The following is a 23819-nucleotide window of genomic DNA, read 5'->3' as shown; positions in this document are numbered from 1 at the left end:
AATAATTCATAGTATTACGATAACTTCAGAATATATAAACTAAGAATTAGGAGGTTGGTTACTGTAAGTGAAGATAACAAAAAGTTACTTAAATATCTAGGAATTATGTTTATATCAGTATTGATAACATATAAACTCCCCCATGATTCTTACTCTATTATTGAACATATTATAATGCCAATAGAATATAAGGATAGTGTGGTTTATCTTTCGGGAATAATACCACTAGTATTGTTGTTCATTAGTATTAAAGGGATATTTAATTTAAAAAGAGCGGAAGGTAGAAATAAGTTGTTATTGTTTTTGATGATAATAACTGTAATAATGCCAATGATGAAGTGGTCTTTGGATATTACTAGGACAGGTTACTATTGGATAAAGAAGGATAGTTTAAGATCCGTAGATATTGGAGATTCAAAAGTTAGTTTATCAGGCTCTAATGATAAGCTAACTATGACTTTGAACCTAGAACTAATAGATTATGGTATGACACAAAATAACTTTAAAATTAGGGTGTATTTACCCAAAGCTTTGAAGACTTATAATAATCAAGATTTTTATGAACTTGAAAATGAATATCTGACTAATGGGAATAGGAGAAAAAGGACTATAAGAGAAGAAATAGTTTTAAACTTGAATGATAAGAATGGGATGGAAAAATTATTTGATTCTAAATGGCACTGGGAAGATTTAAAGTATGAACTATATAATGAAGATGAAGTGGTTGAAATTATAAAGCGTGGGTTATAAATGCATAAAAATAAATAGTATATTAAAGAGTATAATATAGTAGTGAAGAAAGAATATTCAACTTTGAATGGAATATATATAGGAATTTTGTTAATAATGAAGAAAATTAAATAATTTTAATATTTAAAGGGGAGATTATAATTAGTTCTATAGTCTACCCTGTTTTTTATATAAAAAACTATAGTGATAATAAGATTAAATGATATGATCTTGATTTATTATAAAATAATTTCATAACTATTAGGTTCAAGAATGTACGCAATAGATTGAACAATATTATAGACTGAAATTATTTTGCCATAGGTTTATAATTTGTTGTATAATAGATAAACTAGACATAGGGATATTTCGTGGTGGGTTTAAAGTTACTACGCAATATAGAGTTATAAAAAGTGGCAGAAAATGTTGTATTGTAGCCATAGGTGGCTATTGATAGATTGATTTTTATTAAGATTAGTGCTACTATATGTAAATGTGATTTAAAACTATATATGTAGGCTTTGGAGTGAATCAGTAATTTATTATAGAAGGGGATAATATGGAGCTAAAAAACATAGAGCAGAGCATAAATATTGTAGAAGAAGTTATGAAAGGAAGTATAGCTGAAGAATTAGAAATTGAACCGGGAGACATATTAGTTTCAGTAAATGGACAGGAAATAAAGGACATTATAGATTATAAATATATAATGACAGATGATTTTGTTACTATTTTAATACAAAAGCAAGATGGAGAGGTTTGGGAGTTAGAAATAGAAAAGGAGTATGATGAAGATATAGGGATATCATTTACTAATCCTTTAATAGATAAAGCTAAAAGCTGTAGAAATAACTGCATATTTTGCTTTATAGATCAATTACCAAAAGGTATGAGAGAAACCCTTTACTTTAAAGATGATGACTCCAGACTTTCATTTCTACAAGGAAACTTTATTACCCTTACTAATCTAAGTGATGAAGAAATAGATAGAATTATAAAATATAGAATTAGCCCTATAAATATTTCTGTTCATACTACCAATCCAGAGTTAAGGAAAAAAATGCTAAACAACAAGAATGCTGGTAGGGTTTATGAAATACTTAAGAAGTTTAATGAAGTTAATATAGAAATGAACTGTCAAATAGTATTAGTACCAAACGTAAATGATAAAGAAGAGCTATCTAGAACTTTAGATGATCTGTATAAGCTTTACCCTAATGTAAATAGTGTTGCCGTAGTTCCAATAGGCATAACTAAGTATAGAGATGGTTTGAAAAAGGTAGACATATTTAACAATAAAACATCAAATGAACTATTAGATCTCATAGAAAATAAACAAAGTGAATTTTTAAAGTCTATAGGAACTAGATTTGTTTTTGCCTCAGATGAATTTTTTGTTCTAGCTAATAGAGAAGCACCAAAGCATGATGATTATGAAGGGTTTGCTCAAATAGAAAATGGTGTGGGGCTTATGAGGTCTTTTCAGTCAGAGGTAGAAGATGAGCTTGAAAAAATAGAAGGAAAACCAACTTTGAATAAAGAATATATAATACCGACAGGTACAATAGCATATGAATTTATGAAAAAAATAACTAGTCTGGTAATGGAAAAGTTTGATGGTTTAAATATAAAAGTGATTCCTATAAAAAATAATTTTTTCGGTGAAACTATTACAGTAACAGGACTTATTACAGGAAATGATTTAATAGATCAATTAAAAAATGAAGATCTAAAAGATGGAATATTAATAACTAAAAGTATGCTGAAGGCAGATGAGGATATATTTTTAGATAATGTAACTTTAGAAGAGCTGAAGGAAAGGCTAAATACTCAAGTTACAGTGGCAAAAGTTGATGGTAAAGAATTTGTTGATATATTTAGAAAATAAGGAGAGGTGATATTTGTGGCAAGACCAGTAGTAGCGATCGTAGGTAGACCGAATGTAGGAAAGTCCACTTTATTTAATAGAATTGTAGGAGAACGAATATCTATAGTTGAAGATAAGCCAGGAGTAACAAGAGATAGAATATATGCAGAGGCAGAATGGCTAAACAAATATTTCACATTAATAGACACAGGTGGAATAGAGCCTGAAAGTAAAGACATCATATTATCTCAAATGAGAAGACAAGCTGAGATAGCTATAGAAACAGGAGATGTAATATTATTTGTAGTAGATGGCTTAGAAGGACTTACATCTACAGATAGAGAAGTTGCAGAGATGCTTAGAAGATCAGGAAAAGAAGTTTTATTAGTATGTAATAAGATAGACACTCCTAAAAACCCAGATAGTATATATGAATTTTATGAACTAGGATTAGGATCACCTATAGTAATTTCTGCTGGACAAAGTCTAGGATTAGGAGATCTTTTAGACGAAGTAATAGGGCACTTCCCAGAGGATAAGGATACTGAATATGAAGATGATGTTATAAAAGTTGCTGTTATAGGAAAGCCAAATGCAGGTAAGTCTTCTCTTATAAATAAAGTACTTGGCGAAAATAGAGTTATAGTAAGTGATATAGCAGGTACAACAAGAGATGCAATAGATACTCCATTTACAAGAGGAGAAGATAAATATGTACTAATAGATACTGCAGGACTTAGAAGAAAGAAAAACGTAGATGAAAGCATTGAGAGATATAGTGTAATAAGAACACTTATGGCTATAGAGAGATCCGATGTATGTGTTATCATGATAGACGCTACAGAGGGAGTAACGGAACAGGATGCTAAGATAGCAGGATATGCTCATAACAATGGAAAAGCTTCTGTAATAGTAGTAAATAAATGGGATGCAATTGAAAAAGGGGATAAAACTTATTTAGATTTTGAAAAAGAAGTTATGAATACTTTATCCTTTATGACTTATGCTCCTATAATATTTATATCAGCTAAAACAGGTCAGAGAGTAAATAAGCTTTTTGACTTAATAAAGATAGTTTCAAATAATCATGCTATGAGGATAACAACTGGAGTTCTAAATGATATTATAAATGAAGCTGTACTCATGAATCAGCCGCCTACAGATAAAGGAAAGAGATTGAAAATATACTATGGTACACAAGTAGCTTCTAAACCTCCTAAATTTGTAATATTTATAAATGATAAAGAGCTTATGCACTTTTCATATGGTAGGTACCTAGAAAACCAAATTAGAAAATCATTTGGATTTGAAGGTACACCGTTACAATTTGAGTTTAACGAAAAAAAGGGGGACTAATATGAAAGATGTTATCTTAATTATAATTACATCTTACTTACTAGGTAACTTTCAAACTTCGTATATACTAGGGAAAATAATTAAGAAAACAGATATAAGAGAATTTGGAAGTGGAAACGCGGGAACAACTAATGCTTTAAGAGTATTTGGAAAAAAATTTGCAATAGCTACACTCCTTTTAGATGCACTAAAAGGAGTTATAGCCGTAATTATAGGAAAATATATTTTAAACGATATGGGCGCACTAATATCAGGTATCTTTGTAGTTCTAGGGCATAATTGGCCAGTATTTCTCAAATTTAAAGGTGGAAAAGGAATAGCCACTACCATTGGAGTGGCGCTTGTAACATTACCAGTACAAGGAATAATATGTATAGCTATAGGTATTTCTATAATCATAAAAACTAAATATGTATCTTTAGGTACTATGTTAGCAGTTGCAATATGGCCTATAGTATATCTTTTTACCAAACGACCATTTGACCATAGATATTTTATATTTACTTTAATACTAGCTCTTATGGCAATATATAAACATAAGAGTAATATATCAAGACTCTTAAGAGGGGAAGAAGCTAAGTTAGGTAAAAAAGTTTAGTAAAAGGGGAGAAATAAAATTGAAAGGTAAAATTTCTGTACTAGGTGGTGGAAGTTGGGGTACAGCCCTAGCACTTTCACTAGCTAAAAAAGGACATGATATAGATATATGGATGAGAGATAAAAAGCAATGTGAAGATATGAACTATACTAGAGAAAATATAAAGTACTTACCAGGAGTAGTTATTCCTAATAATATAAGAGCTACTAATGATCTAGAAAAAGCAATATCTAATAAAGAAATACTAATATCAGCTGTACCCACTCAATCTGTTAGAGACAATATTAAAAATATGAAGCAATATATAAATAAAAATCAAATAATAGTAAATGTCTCTAAAGGAATCGAAATAGGTAGTCTGTGTAGAATATCTGAAGTAGTAAAAGAAGAGCTTCCAGATAATGAGTATGTTGTATTATCTGGTCCATCTCATGCAGAAGAAGTTGCAAGAGACTTACCAACTACACTAGTAGTAGCTTCAGATAAAAGAAAAGTAGCAGAATATATTCAAGACATATTCATGACACCCAAACTTAGAGTATATACGAATCCAGATGTAGTAGGGGTAGAAATGGGTGGAGCGTTAAAAAATATAATAGCTCTTGGAGCGGGAATATCAGATGGACTTGGATATGGAGATAATACAAAGTCAGCTCTTATGACTAGAGGTATCACAGAAATAGGAAGACTAGGATGTAAGATGGGTGCAAGAGAAGTTACCTTTGCAGGGTTATCTGGTATAGGAGACTTAATAGTTACTTGTACTAGTATACATAGTAGAAATAGAAGAGCAGGGATACTTATAGGAGAAGGTAAAAATCTTGATGAAGTGTCAACTACCATAGGAATGGTAGTTGAAGGAACTAAAACAACTAAGGCTGCCTATGAATTATCAAAAAAATATAATGTAGAAATGCCTATAACTCAAGAAATATATAATGTTCTATACAGTGGTTCGGATGTAAAAAACTCTGTTGTAAATTTAATGATGAGAAACAAAAAGTATGAAATGGAAGATGTATATAAAGGAATAGAAATAGATTGGTAAACTGTAAAAGGACTTTCAATTTTATTAAGTAAAATAAATTGAAAGTCCTTTTTTATTATAAAAATATATAAATAAAATAGAATCATTATAAAAATTATCTATAAATAAGTAAAATACGATAGATATTATTTATTGGAGAGTGTAGTGTATTAATGGTAAAGTTAGAATATATCAGAATAATGTACAATTGGAGGAATACATATGAAGAAAATATCTAGCTTATTTTTATGCCTGTTGTTAGTATTTACATTAACTTTGACAGGATGCTCAAATCCCAATACTGATAAACAAAATAATATACCGCAAGAAAATGTAAAACAAGATAATGAGTTTAATGCTCAAGTTACATTTAATGGTTCATCAACTTTAGCACCTGTCATATCAGCTATATCTACGGATTTTATAGAAGAATATACAACGTGGAATAAGGTGGACTCTAAATTTCCAGAAAAAAATATAGCCATATATGTTTCAGCAGGAGGTTCTGGTGCTGGTGCTAAATCGATAATTGAAGGAACTAGTGACTTTGGAATGCTTGCAAGAAGTGTAAAAGATGAGGAAAAAAGAAAAATAAAGGATATAAAAGAGTTTAAACTTGGAATAGATGCATTGACTATATCTATAAATCCAGAAAATCCACTATATAAAATAAAAGATGATTTAAGTACAGAAGAAATCAAAAAAATATTTTCAGGCGAGTATAAAAAATGGAATGAAATAGACAGTAGCTTACCAGATAGAGAGATAGTAGTAGTTATAAGAGATTTAGGCGGTGGAGCTCACGAAGTTTTTCAAAAAAGTATTATGGGAGATACTGAAGTAAGAAAAGATGCAATACAATCACCTTCAATGGGTGCGCTTGTAACGAAAGTAATGGAAAACAAAGATGCCATAGGCTATGCTTCGTTTGGAATGGTAAATCAAAATCAAGGGAAACTACTTACACTAAAAGTTGATGGAGTAGAACCAACTAAAGAAAACATATTAAGTGGTTCATATAAAATATCTAGACCTCTTATAGTAGTCAAAAAAGGGGAACTAACAGCAGAACAAAAAGCTTTCATGGATGTAGTTACATCTGAAAAAGGATCAGAAATTATTGAAAAGATGGGATTTGTTCCAGTTAACTAAGGGGTTGTCTTAAATGACAACCCTTTTTATTGAGGTGATTTTATGCAAAATATGAAAGAAAATATATTTAAATATATAATAAGGTTACTTACACTAATTTCTTTATTGATACTTGTTTTTATAATTATATTTATATTTAAGGAAAGTTTTAAATTTTTTAAAGAAGTCTCTATATTAAGATTTATAACGGGGGAAACATGGAATCCATTAGGGTCACCAGAAAAATTATCCATACTTCCAACAATATTAGGAACCTTATATGTATCGTTAGTAGCCATTACTATAGCATTACCTATAGGTATAGGAAGTTCTATAGTAATATCAAGTTATATAGGTGGAAGTGGAAAAATATTTATAAATTTATTATTGGATATATTAGTGGGAATACCGTCTGTAGTATATGGATTTATAGGACTGATAGTTTTAGTGAAATTTTTAGAAACTAATTTTTCTTTTTCATCAGGGGAGTCGATATTAGCTGGAGGTATACTTCTTTCAATAATGATAATTCCATATATAATATCCACTTGTAGTGAGTCTATGAATAAAATAAATAAGAAATATTCTAAAGATTCAAGTGTATTAGGAGTTTCAAAGAGTTACATGTTAAGAAAGATATTGATTCCTCAAAGCAAAAAAAGTATAGTAGCAGGTGCAGTTTTAGCATTAAGTAGAGCAATGGGAGAGACTATGGCAGTTATGATGGTTATAGGAAATGCACCTATAATACCCAGACTATTAGGAAAAGGACAAACTATTCCTTCACTAATTGCACTTGAGATGGGCATGGCAGAAGTGGGTAGTTTGCATTATCATGCACTTTTTGCATCTGGATTTATACTTATGATTATATTGATAATAATTAATATGATATTTTATTCAATTAGAAAAAATATAGATATATAAAGAACTGAGGATTGAAGATATATGATTGAAAAAGTAAAAGAGTATTTATTTAAAATATGGATTACATTGAGCATATTAGTCTTATTTATTGCAATAAGTTATGTTATTATATACATAATAAAAAATGGCATAAATTCTATTAGCTTAGAGTTTATATTTGATAATCCTAAAGGTTTTCCATTAGGTTCAGAGGGTGGAATATTTCCAGCTATAGTAGGTAGCTTACTTCTAATGACTATAGCTTGTATATTTTCATCAATTTTGGCTATATCAACTGCCATATATATAGTATTCTATTGTGAATCTAAAAAAATAGAAAGTTTAATACATATGGTGATTCAATGTATGGCTGGAATACCGTCTATAATATTGGGACTATTCGGATATACTTTGCTAGTATTGTATATGAGGTTAGGAAGATCAGCATTAGCTGGTGGAATAACTTTAGGCATTATGATACTTCCTTATATTCAAGTAAGAATAGAAAAAATTCTAAGAGAAGTTGATATTAATATAATAAATTCATCTTATGTACTAGGAATATCTAAATACTATATGATTTTTAAACTTATACTTCCAATATGCAAAGAAAATATCATATCTACAATAACTTTAGCAGGAAGTTTTGCAATAGGAGCATCTGCGCCAATAATACTAACAGCAGCAGTTATATCTGCTCCGGTACCAAATTCGATACATTCCCCAGTTATGGCTTTACCATTTCATTTGTATATATTAACAGGAGAAGGTATTTCCTTGGAAAACTCTTATGCAACATCGCTTGTTCTTATAATGATAGTGTTAGTTATAAATATCATATCGGTGATTTTATTCATAAAGAAGAAAGGAAGATAGATGGATGGATATAATTAAAATAAAAAATTTAAATACTAAATACGGCAATAAGGTAATATCAAAAAATTTATCTATGGATATAAAGAAAAATAAAATAACTGCAATAATAGGTCCGTCTGGTTGTGGAAAATCAACTTTACTTATGAGCTTAAATCGCATATTGGAGGAAAATGGTGGAGACTCTAAAGGTGATATAGTATTTAAAGATAAAGACATACTATCTTATTCTAAGAATGAGATAAGAAAAAGTATAGGAATGTTGTTTCAAAAACCTGTGCCTTTTCCATTATCAATATATAAAAACTTAACATATGCTCCTATATATTACGGAATAAAAGATAAGGATAAATTAGATGAAATAGTGAAAGAAACTCTGAAGAAAGTACATCTGTTTGATGAAGTCAAAGATGATTTAGACATGTATGCTACGAATCTATCAGGAGGACAACAACAAAGACTATGCATGGCTAGAGCACTTACTGTAAATCCAGAGGTTTTATTACTGGATGAACCATGTTCAGCATTAGATGTAAAAAATACAGCTAATGTAGAAAAAATACTTTTGGAATTTTCTAAAAGCTATACGATAGTCATAGTTACACATAACCTATCTCAGGCAAAAAGAATATCCGATTATACTGCATTCTTACTTGATGGAGATATTGTGGAATATGGAGAGACAGAACAGATATTTAATAATCCAAAAGATATTAGAACTAGAGAATATATAGAAGGCATATATGGATAATTTAAAATAAAGGAGAATTGTATATATGATAGTATATGATATACCGGGAAGAGGAAAAGTTGAAATAGAAAATATAATATTAGACTATAATGGAACTATAGCAGTGGAAGGTCAATTAATAGAGGGAGTCCAAGAAAAACTATTAGATATGAAGGATAAACTTAAAATACATATAGTTACAGCAGATACTTATGGGACAGTAGAGAAACAATGTAAAGATATAGGGATAAATATAATAACTTTTCCAAAAGAAAACGCAGGAGAATCTAAGAAACTTATATTAAAAAGTTTAGGGAAAGAAAAAACAATATGTGTTGGAAATGGATTTAATGATATAGAAATGTTTAAAGATTGTAAAATATCTATAGCAATAATAGAAAAAGAGGGATGTTCAGGGAAGCTTCTACCATATGCCGATATAGTTACAAAATCTATAATAGATGCTCTAAATATAATATTAAACAAAAATATGATGAAAGCTACACTTAGAAATTGATGTATAATTCAGTATAAAATAGGGGGCACAATAACAGCTAACAGAACATTATAGAAGTTTATATAGCTATATTGAGTTTATATAATGATTGTATTATAATAAATTCAAGAGGTGATAAAGATGAAATATTATTCAATAGGAGAATTTGCAAAACGTATAGGTAAAAATCCTCAAACATTAAGAGAGTGGGATAAAAAAGATATATTAAAGCCACATCACGTTGCACCAACTGGATATAGGTATTATTCACAAGAGCAACTTAATCATTTTTTAGGTATTAAAGGTATTCAAACAAAAACTAAAAAAATAATAGGATATTGTAGAGTTAGTTCTCACAAACAAAAAGACGATTTGGAACGTCAAATTGAAAATGTTAAAACATATATGATAGCAAAAGGTTATCAGTTTGAAATAATACAAGATATAGGAAGTGGAATTAACTACAATAAAAAAGGATTAAATCAACTAATAGATATGATAACTAATTCAGAAGTTGAAAAGGTAGTAATTCTATATAAAGATAGGCTGTTAAGATTTGGCTTTGAAATAATAGAAAATTTATGTAATAAGTATGGAACTACTATTGAAATTATAGATAATACTGAAAAGACAGAAGAACAGGAATTAGTTGAAGATTTAATTCAAATTGTTACAGTCTTTAGTTGTAGACTTCAAGGTAAAAAAGCAAATAAAGCAAAGAAAATGATTAAGGAGTTGTTAGAGGATGATACTGGCGAAGAAGATTAGAATTATACCTAATACAGAACAAGAACAACAACTTTGGAAATCCGTTGGAACTGCAAGATATATATATAACTGGGCACTTGCAAGAGAAGAAGATAATTATAAAAAAGGTGGTAAATTTATAAATGATGGAAATTTAAGAAAAGAAATCATTTTAATGAAACAAGCAGAAGAATATAAATGGCTTAAAGAAGTGTCCAATAATATAGCAAAACAGGCTGTAAAAGATGCTTGTAATGCTTATAAAAGATTCTTTAAAGGGTTAGCAGATAAACCAAGATTTAAAAGCAAAAGAAAAAGCAAACCATCATTTTATAATGACAATGTAAAGCTAAAAGTTAAACATAAACAGATTCTTATAGAAAAAGTAGGCTGGATAAAAACATCAGAACAAATACCAATGAATGTGAAATACACTAATCCAAGAGTAAGTTTTGATGGGAAGTATTGGTATATATCGGTAGGCGTTGAGAAGCAAAATCCAAAAGTAGAATTAACTGATGAAAGTATAGGAATAGATATTGGAATTAAAGACCTTGCTGTATGTTCTAATGGAATGATTTTTAAAAATATTAATAAAACAGGGTCAGTAAAAAAATTAGAAAAAAGATTACGTAGGTTGCAACGTAAAGTATCAAGAAAATATGAATTAAATAAAGAAGGGAGGAAGTTCGTCAAAACAAGCAACATTATAAAACTAGAAAAGCAAATTAGATTACTTCATAGAAGACTATCTAATATTAGAAACAACCACTTACACCAATCAACTACAAAGATAGTGAAAACCAAGCCATCAAGAGTAGTAATGGAAACACTTAATATAAAAGGAATGATGAAAAATAAACATTTATCAAAAGCTATAGCCAAACAAGGACTATATGAGTTTAAAAGACAACTTCAATATAAAAGTGAATTCTATGGAATTGAGTTTGATGAAGCAGATAAATGGTATCCATCGTCAAAGACATGTAGTAAGTGTGGACATATAAAAGCTAAATTATCACTATCAGAAAGAACTTATATCTGTGAAGAGTGTGGTGCAACTATTGACAGAGATTTAAATGCATCAATTAATTTAAGCAGATATTCAGCATAACTACCGAAACAGTTATGTTTGAGGTGTAGGAGTCGTTGTATCCGAAGTTAAGCCCTCGGAGTGTTATATCAAACGAAAGTAGTAAGTTCTTAGAACAACAAAATCGGACATAATGAACAGGGAATTAAACAAGCTTTATAGAGTTTTATAAGGTTTTGGCAACGGTAAATAGATGAAAGATGAATCAAATAGAGAACACTGGTCAGAAAAGTATAGACAGCGTGATAATGAACTGAAGGAGCCATCGTTTTATATTAAAAACAATATTAGCTTTCTAAACAAAGGAAGCTTACTTGATTTAGCTTGTGGTGATGGTAGAAATGCAATATTTTTATCTAAGTATGGCTTTGATGTTACAGGAGTAGACTTTTCTGAAGAAGCTATTAAAAGATTACTATATTTTAGTGAACTAAACCATGTTTCTATTAATACAAAAATATTTGACTTAGATAATATAAGTGAGATCACAAGGTTAGGTAAATTCGATAATATTATAATCAGTTGCTTTAAGCCTACACTAGAGATGTTTAAAATATTACCTCAGCTATTAAATAAAAATGGAATTATAATACTGTGTTCTTTTAATTTCAGACAGGCAGAGGAAAAAGAATTTCCAAGAAAATATTGCTTAGAAGAAAACGAATTTATTAATGTAAGTGATGAATTAATACTGATTAAATATGATCATCTAATAGAAGAACGAGGATATTTAGATGGATATATCTTCAAACTTAAATAGTATAAAAGCTATGAAAAAATTAGCCTGATTTTTTATAATGGCTTATAAAAAAGATTAAAGTTCAAAGAGTTAGTGGTGGTAAAATGACATACAAAGGTTTATAATTTTTATATTAGAAAGATATGTTAAATCAAACTATTGTAAGTAACAAAAAATAGAAATACAAAGCTTGTAAGATATTTAAATAAAGAGGTGTAATTATGGCAGAAATAAAGTATGAAGTAAAAGAAGGTTTTGGAGTGTTATCTGAATCACCAAAAGGTTGGACAAAAGAATTAAGAAGTATAAGTTGGAATGGTAGAGAAGCCAAGTATGATATAAGAGATTGGGCACCACAAGATGAAAAGATGGGAAAAGGAGTAACACTGTCCACAGAAGAATTAAAGAGTCTTAGAGACATACTTAATGAAATGAAATTATAAAATCAATAAAAAAACGTAAGAAGTATTTTATTTTTAAAACTTCTTACGTTTTTTTATTTTAATCTGTCATAAACAGAACTATAAGACATATATATAAACAAGTAAAACTTTTTTGAACTAAAGTTATCCATATTTATATTACGAGGAGGGAAAATTTTGGATAAGTATAATATATATAAAGATATATCAGAAAGAACAGATGGAGACATTTACATAGGAGTTGTTGGACCAGTTAGAACGGGTAAATCGACACTCATAAAGCGTTTCATGGAAAAACTGGTTTTGCCAAACATTGATAACAAATATAAAAAGGAAAGAGCTAATGATGAGCTACCTATAAGTGGATCCGGTAAAACTATAATGACTACAGAGCCAAAGTTTGTACCAAATGAAGCGATAGAATTGACATTAAAAGATAATGTGAAGTTTCAAGTACGAATGGTAGATTGTGTAGGTTATTTAGTAAGTGGAGCATTAGGACATGAAGAAAATAGCACACCGAGAATGGTAACTACACCTTGGTATGAAAAGGAAATACCTTTTGAGGAAGCGGCAGAAATAGGAACTAGAAAGGTAATAGCAGATCATTCTACTATAGGTATAGTAGTAACTACTGATGGATCTATTACAGATATAGATAGACAAAGTTACATAAGTGCAGAAGAAAGAGTAATAAATGAATTAAAAGAAATAGAAAAACCTTTTGTAATTCTTTTAAACTCTAAACATCCAGAACTAGATAGTACTATAGCACTTAAAGAAAGTTTAGAAGATAAATATAAAGTTCCTGTAGTAATAATGGATTGCTTAAATCTAGAGATAGAGGATATTAATCAATTACTGGAAAAAGTATTATTAGAGTTCCCTATAAAAGAGATAAATATAGAATTACCAGAGTGGATAGAAGGACTGCCAAAAACTCACTGGGTAAAGTCAACAATACTAGACTCTATTAAAGACACAATACAAAATTTACAAAGGCTTAGTGAGATAGAAGATTCGTTATCGGGTCTTCATGATTTAGATATAGTAGAAGATGTACTAGTTAAGGAGATAAAACTGGGAGAAGGAGTTGCTGATATACAAATGAAAGTACAAAGCAACTTACTGTACCAAATATTAAACGAACTTACAGGATATGAAATAGAAGGAGAACACGAGATATTAGGACTTGTTACAAACTTAGCAAGATCTAAAAGAGAGTATGATAAAATAGAAAGTGCGCTGTTAGATGCTAAAATGTCGGGATATGGATTAGTACCTCCAAGTTTAGAAGAACTTGATTTAGCGGAGCCTGAGATATTTAAACAAGGAAATAGATTTGGGGTAAAATTAAGAGCTATGGCTCCAAGCTTACATTTAATCAGAGCGGATATAACTACAGAAGTTTCTCCATTGATAGGAACTGAAAAGCAAAGTGAAGAGCTTGTAAACTATCTATTGGAAGAGTTTGAGACAGATCCTTCTAAAATATGGGAGTCGAATATGTTTGGAAAGTCACTTCATGACTTAGTTAAAGAACAGCTAGAAGGTAAATTAAATATGCTGCCAGAAGATGCAAGAGGCAAAATGCAAAGAACTCTTCAAAGAATTGTCAATGAAGGAAGTGGAGGACTTATTTGCATAATAATATAGATTATTAATTGTAACTAAAGTTAAATAATAGCATAGAAAATAAAGTAGGATAGATTTTTATATTAACATAAAAGTCTATCCTACTTTATTTTTATATTCCAAATTTAAACTTATAAAAATTGAACATGTAAATGTATTTATGCTATACTGTAACTATATAACATAGAACTATAGAAAGTGGGTAAATGGGATGATATTTTTTGAATTACAGATATTTTTAATAACTATGTTTTTAGTCTGTATAATTGGGTATGTTCTTGTTGTGATAAAAGAAAAGATAAATTTAATGGATAATACCATAATAATAGATAAGAAGTCAGTTACTCAGGATTGCATAGATGAAGCTGAAATAAAAATATTTATGCTAGGTGGGCAAGAAATTAGATCTGGAGATGAAGTTAAAATAACACTACCTGGGAATGAAATGATAGAGGGAATCGTAATTGGTGCTAAGATTAAGCAAAATGAATTAATGCTGGTAACTCATAGGGATGAAGTGAAAAAGTTTAAGGTGGATAAAATAAAGAGGGTAAAGATTATAAGTAAGTATGGAAGATTTTTCAAAGCTTTTTAACTTTAGCTGAAAAAAATAAAGGAATATAAAAACTTGTGAAGAAATAATTTAAATAGGATGAGGTGACAAATCGGTGGACAAAAAAAAGAAGAAAAAAACTAAAAAGAAAAATATATTAAGACTTCTTCTAATTATAATAATATTAGTATATTTCACCATAAGGTCAATACCGATATTGATAGCTTCAAAGGCTAAAACAACCCCTATAGAGAATGGAACTATAGTAGAATCAGTAGATTGCGAAGGAATAGTGTTAAGAGATGAAGTTGTCTATAGGGCAGAATCGCAAGGTGACATATCACTTAAGGTGAAAAGCGGTACAAAGGTAAGCAAAGGAATAAACATTGCTGAAATCAAAAATGAAACTTTTAATAACTATAAAAAAGAACTTGAAGAAGTAGATAGAGAAATTGAAGAACACAAAAAAAGACTATCATCTCAAAATGATATGCTAAAGGAAGATATTAAAAAGAATCAAGATGAGATTGATTATATAATGGTGTCGTTACAAAACAATATATCAGAACAAAATTATGAGGAAGTAAAAAGACTTAAAGATAGATTATTAATCGTAACAAATAAAAAAGATGCAATATCTAGTGAAAAGAAACTAGTGGCTGATCAAATAGATACCCTGATGAAAAAAAGAAATGATATTGTTCAGAAAATGAAAAGCTCTAGTTTAACGTACTACTCACAAACAGCAGGTATTGTTAGTACTACCATAGATGGGTTAGAGAGCAAGTTTTCATCTAAAGAATTGGACAAGTATAAAATATCAGACTATAAGTTGTTAAAAGAAAATAAGACGACCGTAAAAGATAAGAATGCTGTGAAAATAGGAGATCCTATTTTTAAAATAGTAGAGGAACAAGAATGGTTCGTTATGTTTAAAGCTGACAATAAGCAGATAGATGAAATAAAAGAAGGAGATAATGTTTCAATAAACTTAGTTAAAAGCAATGAGAAACTAAAAGGAACTGTAGTAAAGTTAGATAAATCAAAAAAAGAAACGCTTTTAATAGTTAAATTTAAAGACTATTTACATAAATTTTATAATGAAAGATATATTGACTTGCAACTAATAAAAGAAAGTTATGAAGGACTTAAAATTCATAATAGTTCAATAGTAGAAAAAGATGGGGTGCAAGGAGCTTTTATAAAAGATGTAAGTGGTATAGTAACATTTATTCCAATAAAAATTATAGGAAAAGATGATGAATATAGCATAATAGAAGAAGGACTGAATAGTCAAATTGAAATAATGAATAATGGAAAAAAAGAGTTGGTTAGAACACTAAAACTTTTTGATGAAGTTTTTTTAGATGGGAGTAAAGTTAAAGAAGGACAAATAGTAGACTACAATGGAGGCGATTAAGATTAGCATAAAAGAAAACTTATTATATATAAATGACAAAATAAATGAAATAGCTAAAAACAAGGGCATTAGCTCTGAGGATATAACTTTAATAGGGGTTACAAAAACTATAGACGTTGATAGAATAAATGAATCAATAAGTCTAGGAATAGCAAATATAGGTGAAAATAAAGTTCAAGAAATTCAGGAAAAGTACGATAAAATAAAAGGAGATGTTAAGTGGCATATGATAGGGCATCTTCAAACAAATAAAGTTAAGTATATAATTGATAAAGTTGAGCTTATACATTCGCTTGACAGAAAGAGTTTGGCAGATGAGATACAAAAGAGAGCAAGTCAAAATAATATCGTGGCAAAAGTATTGGTACAAGTTAATGTAGCTGAAGAAGAAAGTAAATTTGGACTTAAGCTAGAAGAAGCAATATCTTTTATTGAGTCTATACAAAATTATAAAAATATAAAAATTAAAGGCTTAATGACGATGGCTCCATATGAAGAAGATACAGAGAAGGTAAGATTTGTATTTAGAGAGTTAAAGAAATTATTTGAAACTATAAAAGAAAAAATTAATGAAAATGTAGATATGAAATACTTATCAATGGGAATGACTAATGACTATGATATAGCTTTAGAAGAAGGGGCAAACATGATAAGAGTAGGAACAGGAGTTTTTGGAGAGAGAATATATAAATAATTAACAAAATAAAAGAATGGGGGAATAAAAATGAGTAACGGTATACTAAATAAAATCAAATATCTTGCAGGATTAGAGGATTTTGAAGAAGAAATTGAAGAGGTAGAAGAAGAGGTAGAAGAATTAGAGGTTCCTGTTACAAGAGGTATGGTTAAAAATAACAAGATAGTAAATATACATACACATACAAATAGTACTATAAAATTAGCAATTTATGAACCTAAAAAATATGATGAAGTAACAAGGATAGTTGAAGATTTAAAAGTCAAAAAACTTGTAGTTTTAAACTTAGAAAGTACTCATATAGAAATAAAAAAACAGGTATTTGACTTTGTGAACGGAGCAATATATGCGCTTGAAGGAAATATACAAAAAGTAACTAAGGATATATTTATAGTAGCACCAAGCAATGTAGAAATAGATTCAAATTTAAAAGAAGAACTTAAAAGCAAAGGAATATTTCCTTGGCAAAAACTATAGTGTAAAAGAAAATTCAGCTGGAATATTCCAGCTGGATTTTTAAAATATTCTAAATTCACTTTATGGGGTGTAAAATGATAGGAGATAAGACAAAATATATAGAACACATACAAGATAAAGAACAACATATAGTGATGAGAAAAATACTTGACAAAATTGAAAGTGTTCTGAGACATCACGACGTAGAATATACTGATTTTTTAGATCCTTATCAAAGAAAACTTTCCCACTCAATATTAAATAGATTAGACGTATCTTATTATGAAGAAGGTGGACTTGAAGATTCGGAAAGGAAGTCCATAATAATATTTCCAGAATACATGAGTAAAGAAAATATAGAAAATCCTATAAAAGCAATAAAAATTGAAGGAAATTTTAAATTTACAAACTTAAGACATAAAGATTACCTTGGTGCAATTTTAGGATTAGGGATTAAAAGGGAAAAGGTTGGAGATATAAACATATATGAAGATTTTGCTATTATATTATTACATAAAGAATTGTTGGATTTTGTAATTTATAATTTAAAAAATATTGGAAGAGAAAACGTTACTGTTAGACAAATAAGTTTAGGGGAAATAGAGAAAACTAAAGAGGAATTTGAAGATATACAAACTACCATTTCTTCTCTAAGACTAGATGCATTAATAAGCGGAGTATGCAATTTATCCAGAAGCAAGAGTGCTAATCAAATAGCTCAAGGTAAAGTAAAAGTGAATTGGCAACCTATATTAAATGCATCTTATGAAATAGGTGAAGACGATGTTATATCTATAAGGGGATTTGGAAGAATAAAAATAATAAGTGAACTAGGTAAAAGTAAAAAAGGAAAAGATAAAGTAACCGTTAGAATTTATAAATGATAGGGAGATGATAAAATGCTTACACCATTAGATATTCAAAATAAAGAGTTTACTAAAGGGCTAAGAGGCTATAAAGAAATAGAAGTAGATAGCTTTTTAGACGAAATAATAGTAGACTACGAGCAGGTGTATAAAGAAAACTTAGAACTTAAAGATAAAATATCCATGTTAAATGATCAGATAAAGCATTACGCAGCACTAGAAGATACACTTCAAAAAACATTAATAGTTGCTCAAACTACTGCAGAAGAAGTAATAGTAAACGCTAGAAAAAAAGGTGATCTTATAATAGAGGAATCTGAAGAAAAAGCTAAAAATGTTAGAAAAACAGCAGAAGAAGAATTAGTAGATGCAGGTAAGAAAGCAAATAATATAATAGAAGAATCTGAAAAAAGAGCTAGAAGCATGATTGAAAAAGCACAGGATGAAGTTGTAAAAATTAAAAATGAGTATGAAAGTACAAGAAAAGATATGATTGTTTTTAAGACAAGGTTTAAAGCTCTTTTAAATTCTCAAATAGAAACAATAGAAAGTTATATTGAAGAAGATGATGGAAGTAGAAAAAATCTTAACCATAGAGACAGAGATGATGAATTCGAATTTAAAGGTATTAATAGGCAAATAGATGGAGATATATTAGATACATACAAAACTACAGATGAAGAAAGAGTATTTAAAAATATTGAAATTGATAATTATGACCTAGATACTAAGGATAAAATACTAGATGGATCTATAAAAGAAGATGTCATTTAGTGCAAAAAACTAGAAAACAAACGTATAGTTTTCTAGTTTTTTTATATGAAAATGAATTAAAAATGAACTTATATGTTAATTACATACACTAATAAAATATATATTATAGGGAAAATTAATATTGTTAAAGGGGGATTTTTAGTAGTGAATAAGGAAGATGAACTTAGAAAAAAAATCGATGAATTAAATATAAGACTTGAAAAATCTAAGATTTTTGAATATGTAGATTTAGTAAGTAATACTAGAAGATTATTGTATGTAAACTTCTTAGGAGGAATAGCAAGAGGATTTGGAATGGCGATAGGATTTACTATACTTGGAGCTATAGTTATATATATGCTTCAGCATATTATAGCTTGGAATATTCCACTTATAGGAGATTTTATAGCAGAGATAGTAAGAATCGTTCAAAAAAATATATAGGAGGGAATATATGCATAAGGAAAAAACAAGTAAGTTTAGAAAAATACTATTAGAAGAAAGAAATAGTATATTAGAAACTATAGATCTTATGGATAAAAACTCTGGAGATAGACAAGAATTTAGTACGGAATTATCCCTTTATGATAATCATCCAGCAGATATAGGCACGGAAGTATTTATCGCAGGACACAATGCTAATCTTAGGGGAAACGAAGAAGTTCTTTTATCTAAAGTTGAAAATGCATTATCAAAGATTGAATCTGGTGAGTACGGAAAGTGCCAAGAATGTGGAAAAGAAATAGATGAAGAGCGATTAGAGATAATTCCTTATGCATCAATGTGTATAAAATGTGAAAATGAAGATAAAAAGAACGATACTTTTAGAGATAAATTAGGATATAGACCTATAGAGGAAGAAAATCTCAGATATCCATATGGAAGAACATTCAAAGACTCTTCCAGGAAAGAAGAAGTAATATTTGATGGTGAAGACAGTTGGCAAGCAGTGGATAGGTTTAATAGAGTAGCAGGAGATCCATCTTATGGAACAGGAGACCAACTTGGTATTTTAGATGAAGATGAAGATGTAGGTGCAGTTGAAGAAGTTGAAAAAATATCTGAAGATTACTATAAGCAACAACTATAAAACGACATAGATTTAAAATTAAAATAAGGTTGATTATAATATTAAATTAACCTTATTTTAGCTTTATATTGTAAATAAAACTAATATACCTTAAAATTATATAGTATAATGTATCAATAATATACTATTTCGAGGAGGGAAAAAATGTTAGCTACTTTACTTGTATTAGGAACTATACTTGTTGATCAAATAAGTAAGTATTTTGCGGTTATGTATCTAGAGAATCAAGAGCCTTTTGTTATAATAGATAACTTTTTAAAGCTAAATTATGTTAGGAACCCAGGAGCAGCTTGGGGAATACTTCAAAATCAAAGAACTTTTTTTATCATACTAACATCTTTAGTGATAATAGGAATATTAGTGTACATAAAAAGTAATAAGAATTTGACTAAACTAACAAGATATTCTCTTTTTATGATTATAGGGGGAGCTATTGGTAATTTAATCGATAGAATAAGACTAGCATATGTAGTAGATTTTATAGATGTGACATTTGGAAAGCTTTATGATTTTCCAGTGTTTAATTTTGCCGATACATTTATAGTGATAGGAACTTTTCTTATGATTTACTTAATCATGACTAATAAATATGAAATAGAGGTAGAGAAAGAGTGATTTTATTATGGAGATAATAGAGATATTCGTAGATGAAGAAGATGATGAAAGGATAGATGCTTATTTAACCCAACAGTTAAATGAAACGTCTAGAGCACATATACAAAGGCTAATAAAAGATGAACTAGTTAAGGTAAATAACAAAAATGTAAAGCCTAGATATATAGTTAGGACAGGAGATCATATAGTAGTATCTCTCCCACAAGAGCAAGAATTAGAAATAATTTCAGAAAATATACCTATAGACATGGTTTATAATGATGAAGATGTGGCTGTAATAAATAAACCACAGGGAATGGTTGTTCACCCTGCTCCTGGTAACTATAGTGGGACACTAGTAAATGCACTATTATATCACTTTAGGACATTATCCAATATAAATAACAAAATGAGACCAGGAATAGTTCATAGGATAGATAAAGATACATCCGGACTTTTGATGATAGCGAAAAATAACTTTGCTCATGAAGATTTAGCACAACAGTTGAAAGAACATAGTACTACGAGAAAGTACTATGCACTAGTAGAAGGAAATATAAAAGAAGATAGTGGAACGATAAATGCACCAATAGGAAGACATCCTATTGATAGGAAAAAAATGACGGTTACTGATAAAAATAGTAAAGAAGCTATAACCCACTTTAAAGTTTTAGAAAGATTTGAAAAATACACTTTAATAGAAGCACAACTAGAGACTGGAAGGACTCATCAAATAAGAGTTCATATGGCATTTATAAATCATCCTGTGGTAGGAGATCCTGTTTATGGATATAAAAATCAGAAGTTTAAATTAAAAGGACAGTTATTGCACGCAAAAACTTTAGGATTTATTCACCCTAGAACTAAAAAATATTTGGAATTTGACTCTGAAATTCCAGAATATTTTAAAAATATAATATTAAAATTAAGAAAATAAATAATTGTTGGACAAATATGTCGAACTATGTTAGTATTTTAATGACGGAGAAATGGACCTTTAAATTGACCCGAGAGGTTGATAAGGAATACGGCTTTATAGTAGGGAATTAATGCTATAATGTAACTTAGCTTCTTATCAACCGATAAGAAGCTTTATTTATTATATTGATTGGAGGACTATAAATGAAACCAAAGACAATCATAATGGATGAAAATGCTATAAGTAGAGCAATTACTAGATTAGCACATGAGATTATAGAAAGAAATAAAGGTACAGAGGATCTAGTATTAGTAGGAATAAGAACTAGAGGTATACCATTTGCCAATAAGCTAGCAGATAGGATAAGTCAAATAGAAGGTATACAAATACCAGTTTTAACACTTGATATAACTCTCTATAGAGATGATTTAACAGAAGTTAGTGATACCCCTATACTGAATGAAGAATTTGATCATGATATTACAAACAAAACAGTAATACTTGTAGATGATGTATTGTATACAGGAAGAACTGTAAGAGCAGCTTTAGATGCACTAGTAGATAAAGGTAGACCAAAAAAAGTACAATTAGCAGTCCTTATAGATAGAGGACATAGAGAGTTTCCTATAAGACCAGATTTTGTAGGAAAAAATGTACCTACTTCAGTAGAAGAAATAGTAAATGTTAAGTTTAAAGAAGTGGATGATGTAAGTGAAGTAGTTATAGAAAAAGATTGATAACTTTATACAGTTACCTTTTAAATCAGTCCAGAGAGGCTGAAAAGGGGAGATAATGTCTCCCTCCTAAAAGAATAAGGAGGTTTTTTTATGTCCAAAATAGAAAAAGTGAAAAGGTTAGTACTAGGAATTCAGCATGTTATTGCTATGTTTGGAGCTACAGTTTTAGTTCCTATTTTGACAGGCTTAGATCCATCAATTGCACTTATAACAGCAGGTATAGGAACTCTTATATTTCACTTATGCACTAAAAGAAAAGTACCAGTTTTCGTAGGATCAAGTTTTGCATTTATAACAGTTATACAGGTAGTAGCAAGCCAATTTGGAGATTTAAGATATGCACAAGGTGGAATAATAGTTGCTGGTCTTTTATATATATTACTATCTTTTATAGTTATGATATTTGGAGTAAATAGAGTAAAAAGTTTCTTTCCTCCTGTTGTAACAGGACCTATGATAATGGTGATAGGACTTAGCTTAAGCCCGGTAGCCTTAAGTATGGCATCAAAAAACTGGCTGGTATCATTTGTAGTTATAGTTACTGTAGCAATAACTTCAATATTTGCAAGAGGATTTTTAAAGATAATACCAATACTTGTTGGAGTTATAGTTGGATATGGTCTTTCTGCAGCATTAAATTTAATAGATTATGCACCAATTGTACAAGCTAAGATGTTTAGTTTAGCAAACTTTACATTACCTATATTTGATATAGGTGCAATAGCTATAATAGCACCAGTAGTGTTGGCAACGTTTATGGAACATATAGGAGATATAACAACTAATGGTGCAGTTGTTGGTAAGAACTTTTATGAAGATCCAGGACTTCACAGAACACTTATGGGAGATGGTTTAGCAACCACGTTTGCAGGATTAATAGGTGGACCAGCTAATACTACTTATGGTGAAAATACGAGTGTACTTGCAGTTACAAAAGTATATGACCCAAGTATACTAAGATTGGCTGCAATGATAGCTGTAATCCTTGGATTTTTAGGTAAATTTGGAGCTATATTACAAACAATACCTGAACCAGTAATGGGTGGGGTAAGTGTAGTTCTTTTCAGTATGATAACTAGTGTTGGGATGAGAACAATTGCAAGCTCAGATATAGACTTTACAGACAATAGAAATTTATTAATATCAGGACTTATATTAATAATAGGAATAGGATCTGAGATATTAAAAGTAGATCCAAACTTTCAAGGTGTAGTTGGAATTCAGTTTGGACAAAACATTAGTATCACAGGAGTAAGTTTAGCGGCACTAGTAGGAATAATTGTAAATAAGCTTTTACCAGAGACAAAGAAAATAGATGTAAAAAATATGGATTAATAAAAATAGGCATTCTATCAAAGAATAAATCTTTATAGAATGCCTATTTT

At 29.3% G+C, this 23819-nt stretch carries 27 protein-coding genes; all 27 read left to right on the top strand.

The annotated features are described in order from the left end of the window. Positions 1–54 precede the first annotated feature (54 nt). A complete protein-coding gene (locus tag CURI_RS08600; RefSeq protein WP_014967861.1) occupies positions 55–750 on the top strand; it encodes a hypothetical protein in 696 nt (231 codons plus the stop codon). Positions 751–1288: 538 nt separating this feature from the next. Beyond that, the gene (locus tag CURI_RS08595; RefSeq protein WP_014967860.1) at positions 1289–2617 is read left to right on the top strand and encodes a radical SAM protein; all 1329 of its coding nucleotides are present in this window, start codon (positions 1289–1291) and stop codon (positions 2615–2617) included. Positions 2618–2632: 15 nt separating this feature from the next. Further along, positions 2633–3952 (top strand): ribosome biogenesis GTPase Der, encoded by a 1320-nt coding sequence (gene der / locus CURI_RS08590; protein ID WP_014967859.1) that lies wholly within the window; start codon positions 2633–2635, stop codon positions 3950–3952. 1 nt (position 3953) lies between these two features. Continuing rightward, positions 3954–4550 carry a glycerol-3-phosphate 1-O-acyltransferase PlsY gene (gene plsY / locus CURI_RS08585; protein WP_014967858.1) on the top strand — a complete coding sequence of 199 codons (597 nt, stop codon included), beginning with the start codon at positions 3954–3956 and terminating at the stop codon, positions 4548–4550. A 19-nt stretch (positions 4551–4569) separates the two neighbouring features. Then, a complete protein-coding gene (locus CURI_RS08580; RefSeq protein ID WP_014967857.1) occupies positions 4570–5598 on the top strand; it encodes an NAD(P)H-dependent glycerol-3-phosphate dehydrogenase in 1029 nt (342 codons plus the stop codon). A 201-nt stretch (positions 5599–5799) separates the two neighbouring features. Next, entirely contained in the window at positions 5800–6729 is a 930-nt protein-coding gene (locus CURI_RS08575) for a phosphate ABC transporter substrate-binding protein (protein ID WP_014967856.1), read from the top strand. A 42-nt stretch (positions 6730–6771) separates the two neighbouring features. Further along, positions 6772–7635: a phosphate ABC transporter permease subunit PstC gene (gene pstC, locus CURI_RS08570; RefSeq protein ID WP_014967855.1), complete on the top strand. Its 864-nt coding sequence runs from the start codon at positions 6772–6774 to the stop codon at positions 7633–7635. 21 nt (positions 7636–7656) lie between these two features. Continuing rightward, positions 7657–8490, top strand: a complete 834-nt coding sequence (locus CURI_RS08565) for a PstA family ABC transporter permease (protein ID WP_014967854.1) — start codon at positions 7657–7659, stop codon at positions 8488–8490. Between the two features lie 4 nt (positions 8491–8494). Continuing rightward, positions 8495–9238: a phosphate ABC transporter ATP-binding protein gene (locus tag CURI_RS08560; protein WP_014967853.1), complete on the top strand. Its 744-nt coding sequence runs from the start codon at positions 8495–8497 to the stop codon at positions 9236–9238. A gap of 25 nt (positions 9239–9263) precedes the next feature. Then, positions 9264–9734: an HAD family hydrolase gene (locus CURI_RS08555; protein WP_014967852.1), complete on the top strand. Its 471-nt coding sequence runs from the start codon at positions 9264–9266 to the stop codon at positions 9732–9734. A 120-nt stretch (positions 9735–9854) separates the two neighbouring features. Further along, entirely contained in the window at positions 9855–10481 is a 627-nt protein-coding gene (locus CURI_RS08550; protein ID WP_014967851.1) for an IS607 family transposase, read from the top strand. Continuing rightward, a complete protein-coding gene (locus tag CURI_RS08545; protein ID WP_014967850.1) occupies positions 10459–11574 on the top strand; it encodes an RNA-guided endonuclease InsQ/TnpB family protein in 1116 nt (371 codons plus the stop codon). Before CURI_RS08550 ends, CURI_RS08545 begins: the two co-directional genes overlap by 23 nt. Before the next feature lie 172 nt (positions 11575–11746). Continuing rightward, the gene (locus CURI_RS08540; protein ID WP_014967849.1) at positions 11747–12313 is read left to right on the top strand and encodes a class I SAM-dependent methyltransferase; all 567 of its coding nucleotides are present in this window, start codon (positions 11747–11749) and stop codon (positions 12311–12313) included. Positions 12314–12513: 200 nt separating this feature from the next. Beyond that, positions 12514–12735 carry a YdbC family protein gene (locus CURI_RS08535; protein WP_041701704.1) on the top strand — a complete coding sequence of 74 codons (222 nt, stop codon included), beginning with the start codon at positions 12514–12516 and terminating at the stop codon, positions 12733–12735. 156 nt (positions 12736–12891) lie between these two features. Next, on the top strand, positions 12892–14370 hold the full coding sequence (gene spoIVA / locus CURI_RS08530; RefSeq protein ID WP_014967848.1) for a stage IV sporulation protein A: 1479 nt from the start codon (positions 12892–12894) through the stop codon (positions 14368–14370). Between the two features lie 190 nt (positions 14371–14560). Next, positions 14561–14944 (top strand): hypothetical protein, encoded by a 384-nt coding sequence (locus CURI_RS08525; protein ID WP_014967847.1) that lies wholly within the window; start codon positions 14561–14563, stop codon positions 14942–14944. 73 nt (positions 14945–15017) lie between these two features. Next, positions 15018–16322 carry a biotin/lipoyl attachment domain-containing protein gene (locus tag CURI_RS08520; protein WP_014967846.1) on the top strand — a complete coding sequence of 435 codons (1305 nt, stop codon included), beginning with the start codon at positions 15018–15020 and terminating at the stop codon, positions 16320–16322. Then, a complete protein-coding gene (locus tag CURI_RS08515) occupies positions 16309–17016 on the top strand; it encodes a YggS family pyridoxal phosphate-dependent enzyme (RefSeq protein WP_014967845.1) in 708 nt (235 codons plus the stop codon). Before CURI_RS08520 ends, CURI_RS08515 begins: the two co-directional genes overlap by 14 nt. Positions 17017–17046: 30 nt before the next feature. Beyond that, the gene (locus tag CURI_RS08510; RefSeq protein WP_014967844.1) at positions 17047–17496 is read left to right on the top strand and encodes a cell division protein SepF; all 450 of its coding nucleotides are present in this window, start codon (positions 17047–17049) and stop codon (positions 17494–17496) included. A gap of 74 nt (positions 17497–17570) precedes the next feature. Further along, positions 17571–18359, top strand: coding sequence for a YlmH family RNA-binding protein (locus tag CURI_RS08505; protein ID WP_014967843.1), 789 nt, complete (start codon positions 17571–17573; stop codon positions 18357–18359). 15 nt (positions 18360–18374) lie between these two features. Next, entirely contained in the window at positions 18375–19115 is a 741-nt protein-coding gene (locus CURI_RS08500; RefSeq protein ID WP_014967842.1) for a DivIVA domain-containing protein, read from the top strand. A gap of 144 nt (positions 19116–19259) precedes the next feature. Then, complete coding sequence (locus CURI_RS08495) at positions 19260–19538, top strand: DUF5665 domain-containing protein (protein ID WP_228370408.1); 279 nt, start codon at positions 19260–19262, stop codon at positions 19536–19538. Positions 19539–19548: 10 nt separating this feature from the next. After that, positions 19549–20184, top strand: coding sequence for a TraR/DksA C4-type zinc finger protein (locus CURI_RS08490; protein ID WP_014967840.1), 636 nt, complete (start codon positions 19549–19551; stop codon positions 20182–20184). A gap of 144 nt (positions 20185–20328) precedes the next feature. Further along, positions 20329–20799, top strand: coding sequence for a signal peptidase II (gene lspA, locus CURI_RS08485; protein WP_014967839.1), 471 nt, complete (start codon positions 20329–20331; stop codon positions 20797–20799). A 7-nt stretch (positions 20800–20806) separates the two neighbouring features. Further along, a complete protein-coding gene (locus CURI_RS08480; protein WP_014967838.1) occupies positions 20807–21715 on the top strand; it encodes an RluA family pseudouridine synthase in 909 nt (302 codons plus the stop codon). Positions 21716–21900: 185 nt separating this feature from the next. Beyond that, positions 21901–22434: a bifunctional pyr operon transcriptional regulator/uracil phosphoribosyltransferase PyrR gene (gene pyrR / locus CURI_RS08475; RefSeq protein ID WP_014967837.1), complete on the top strand. Its 534-nt coding sequence runs from the start codon at positions 21901–21903 to the stop codon at positions 22432–22434. 90 nt (positions 22435–22524) lie between these two features. Next, positions 22525–23769 carry a uracil-xanthine permease family protein gene (locus CURI_RS08470; RefSeq protein WP_014967836.1) on the top strand — a complete coding sequence of 415 codons (1245 nt, stop codon included), beginning with the start codon at positions 22525–22527 and terminating at the stop codon, positions 23767–23769. The last annotated feature ends 50 nt before the right edge of the window (positions 23770–23819 follow it).

The organism is Gottschalkia acidurici 9a, from assembly GCF_000299355.1.
GTDB lineage: Bacteria > Bacillota > Clostridia > Tissierellales > Gottschalkiaceae > Gottschalkia > Gottschalkia acidurici.
Note: the sequence above shows the minus strand (reverse complement) of the source record. Positions and strands in the feature narration are given on the sequence as shown.

Bases quoted from the DNA above. Each gene is read 5' to 3' on its own strand.
- pstC (WP_014967855.1), top strand. From the start codon at position 6,772: ATGCAAAATATGAAAGAAAATATATTTAAATATATAATAAGGTTACTT.
- CURI_RS08480 (WP_014967838.1), top strand. From the start codon at position 20,807: ATGGAGATAATAGAGATATTCGTAGATGAAGAAGATGATGAAAGGATA.
- CURI_RS08515 (WP_014967845.1), top strand. From the start codon at position 16,309: ATGGAGGCGATTAAGATTAGCATAAAAGAAAACTTATTATATATAAAT.
- CURI_RS08470 (WP_014967836.1), top strand. From the start codon at position 22,525: ATGTCCAAAATAGAAAAAGTGAAAAGGTTAGTACTAGGAATTCAGCAT.
- CURI_RS08540 (WP_014967849.1), top strand. From the start codon at position 11,747: ATGAAAGATGAATCAAATAGAGAACACTGGTCAGAAAAGTATAGACAG.
- CURI_RS08565 (WP_014967854.1), top strand. From the start codon at position 7,657: ATGATTGAAAAAGTAAAAGAGTATTTATTTAAAATATGGATTACATTG.
- CURI_RS08505 (WP_014967843.1), top strand. From the start codon at position 17,571: ATGATAGGAGATAAGACAAAATATATAGAACACATACAAGATAAAGAA.
- CURI_RS08575 (WP_014967856.1), top strand. From the start codon at position 5,800: ATGAAGAAAATATCTAGCTTATTTTTATGCCTGTTGTTAGTATTTACA.
- CURI_RS08555 (WP_014967852.1), top strand. From the start codon at position 9,264: ATGATAGTATATGATATACCGGGAAGAGGAAAAGTTGAAATAGAAAAT.
- CURI_RS08510 (WP_014967844.1), top strand. From the start codon at position 17,047: ATGAGTAACGGTATACTAAATAAAATCAAATATCTTGCAGGATTAGAG.
- CURI_RS08545 (WP_014967850.1), top strand. From the start codon at position 10,459: ATGATACTGGCGAAGAAGATTAGAATTATACCTAATACAGAACAAGAA.
- CURI_RS08525 (WP_014967847.1), top strand. From the start codon at position 14,561: ATGATATTTTTTGAATTACAGATATTTTTAATAACTATGTTTTTAGTC.
- CURI_RS08550 (WP_014967851.1), top strand. From the start codon at position 9,855: ATGAAATATTATTCAATAGGAGAATTTGCAAAACGTATAGGTAAAAAT.
- CURI_RS08490 (WP_014967840.1), top strand. From the start codon at position 19,549: ATGCATAAGGAAAAAACAAGTAAGTTTAGAAAAATACTATTAGAAGAA.
- plsY (WP_014967858.1), top strand. From the start codon at position 3,954: ATGAAAGATGTTATCTTAATTATAATTACATCTTACTTACTAGGTAAC.
- CURI_RS08595 (WP_014967860.1), top strand. From the start codon at position 1,289: ATGGAGCTAAAAAACATAGAGCAGAGCATAAATATTGTAGAAGAAGTT.
- CURI_RS08560 (WP_014967853.1), top strand. From the start codon at position 8,495: ATGGATATAATTAAAATAAAAAATTTAAATACTAAATACGGCAATAAG.
- CURI_RS08500 (WP_014967842.1), top strand. From the start codon at position 18,375: ATGCTTACACCATTAGATATTCAAAATAAAGAGTTTACTAAAGGGCTA.
- lspA (WP_014967839.1), top strand. From the start codon at position 20,329: ATGTTAGCTACTTTACTTGTATTAGGAACTATACTTGTTGATCAAATA.
- pyrR (WP_014967837.1), top strand. From the start codon at position 21,901: ATGAAACCAAAGACAATCATAATGGATGAAAATGCTATAAGTAGAGCA.
- CURI_RS08535 (WP_041701704.1), top strand. From the start codon at position 12,514: ATGGCAGAAATAAAGTATGAAGTAAAAGAAGGTTTTGGAGTGTTATCT.